This is a genomic window from Synechococcus sp. R55.7, from assembly GCF_047461955.1.
In the GTDB taxonomy this organism is placed as follows: domain Bacteria; phylum Cyanobacteriota; class Cyanobacteriia; order Thermostichales; family Thermostichaceae; genus Thermostichus.
On the sequence record NZ_JANSIC010000262.1, the window covers coordinates 1 to 1,593 of the forward strand.

At 58.9% G+C, this 1,593-nt stretch carries 2 protein-coding genes and 1 pseudogene; 1 reads left to right on the plus strand and 2 read right to left on the minus strand.

Annotation, left to right across the window (positions count from 1 at the left end):
- A pseudogene (locus tag NW820_RS11365) lies at positions 1-349 on the minus strand (polymerase); the annotation flags it as partial.
- Complete coding sequence (locus tag NW820_RS11370) at positions 349-732, minus strand: 2Fe-2S iron-sulfur cluster-binding protein (protein WP_414407531.1); 384 nt, start codon at positions 730-732, stop codon at positions 349-351. The gene NW820_RS11370 and the pseudogene NW820_RS11365, both read right to left, overlap by 1 nt.
- Before the next feature lie 193 nt (positions 733-925).
- Here NW820_RS11370 and NW820_RS11375 point away from each other — a divergent pair, with 193 nt between their 5' ends.
- A complete protein-coding gene (locus NW820_RS11375; RefSeq protein ID WP_011433853.1) occupies positions 926-1,369 on the plus strand; it encodes a phosphomannose isomerase type II C-terminal cupin domain in 444 nt (147 codons plus the stop codon).
- Positions 1,370-1,593: the final 224 nt, after the last annotated feature.

Sequence of the window (1,593 nt, forward strand, 5' to 3'; positions counted from 1 at the left end):
ACTCCGTCCCGCTACCGCGAGAGGCCAGCGCATCGGCAAAGGCCGGCAGCATCAACAAAAAAGGCCAGTAGTTGAACATCCCCGGCAGGCTCAGTCGCCAATCCTCCCCCCAAAAGGCCACTCCCACCGCAGCCAGGCTCAGGAGAGCCGCCAGTCCAAATAGAGGATCCCGCAGGATCCGGCCACCGCAGCGGGTATAACCCTGAATCGTTCCCACCAAAGCCAACAGCAAGCTGGGGGCCAGATTCACCGGGATCAGCGCCGCTGCCGCCAGCAGCCAGCCCCTCGGCTGAGAGGGCAAGGGATCCGGCGACAGTTGTTGAGACGAAACCGGTGCCGAAGAAGACATCACTCATCCTCGATGGGGATCCCTGGCCTGACCTGCCCCTGGCCGAAGTAGCGCCCAAATTGCAGCTCGTACACCTCATCTTCATCTTGGGTTTCTACCCAGAGCTCCGAGCGGGCATAGCCCACGCACAACAGCCCATACCCCTGCTCCTTCAGCTCCCGCGAGATGCCCATGGCTTCCGGCTGATACAGGGATCCCCGCCGTACCCGCACCGCACAGGTGGTACAGGCGCCATTGCGACAGGCAAAGGGCAGTTGGATCCCTTGGGCCTCGGCGCTGGCCAAAATGTATTGATCCGCCGGCACCTGGATCAGATAGTGAGTGTCCCGTTGGCGGTCATGGATGTGAACCGGGTAAGAAGGGACAGAAGAGAAAGGACGCATCGAGAAGTGGCCTTTTTGCAGAGATCTTTATTCATGATTCCACAGGATTCTAGCCACTGCCCTGGCAAGCCCGAATTGGCTGGGGATCCCCAGGAGCTGAAGCCGATCTGTTGGTGGTTCTAAAGATAAACAAACAGACTTCGAGTTGGTTGTTGAGATAAGCTACAGGTAGGCCTCCCAAGGAGAGCATCCCATGCTGGAAACCCCCAATGCCAATCTGGCCTCACCGGAAAAACCTTCGCCTTCCCTCTCTGCCGAAACCCTCAACAAGCTGATCGAGAGCAATGCTGAAAGTCGGCCTTGGGGCAGCTTTACAGTGCTGGAAGAGGGCCCTGGCTACAAAATCAAGCGGATCGTGGTGCTGCCCAAGCATCGCCTCAGCCTGCAGTTGCACTACCATCGCAGCGAACACTGGATCGTCGTTGCCGGCACCGCCAAGGTCACCTGCGGAGATGAAGAAAAGCTCATCACGGCCAACCAATCCACCTACGTGCCCCCTTGCACCAAGCATCGCCTGGAGAACCCTGGCGTCATCCCTCTGGTGATTATCGAGGTGCAAAACGGCCAGTACTTGGGCGAAGACGACATTGTCCGCTTCAGCGACGACTACGCCCGGGTTAACGGTGGGCAAAAGTAGCCAATCCCAATGGCCTAGGCGAGCTCTTCGCTGCTGAGGATCGCGATCCTCTAGAACAGCATCACCAGCAGGGCAACCACTAACAACAGCACAGCCCACATAGCCTGCCAGAAGGGATGGTAGCTGGTGATGAGCTGGCCATGGCGGCTTTGAAAGCGGGCCAGATCCAGGTAAGGGGCCACCCCTCGTCGGAACCACCCCACCGCGGATCCCTCTTGGCCGAT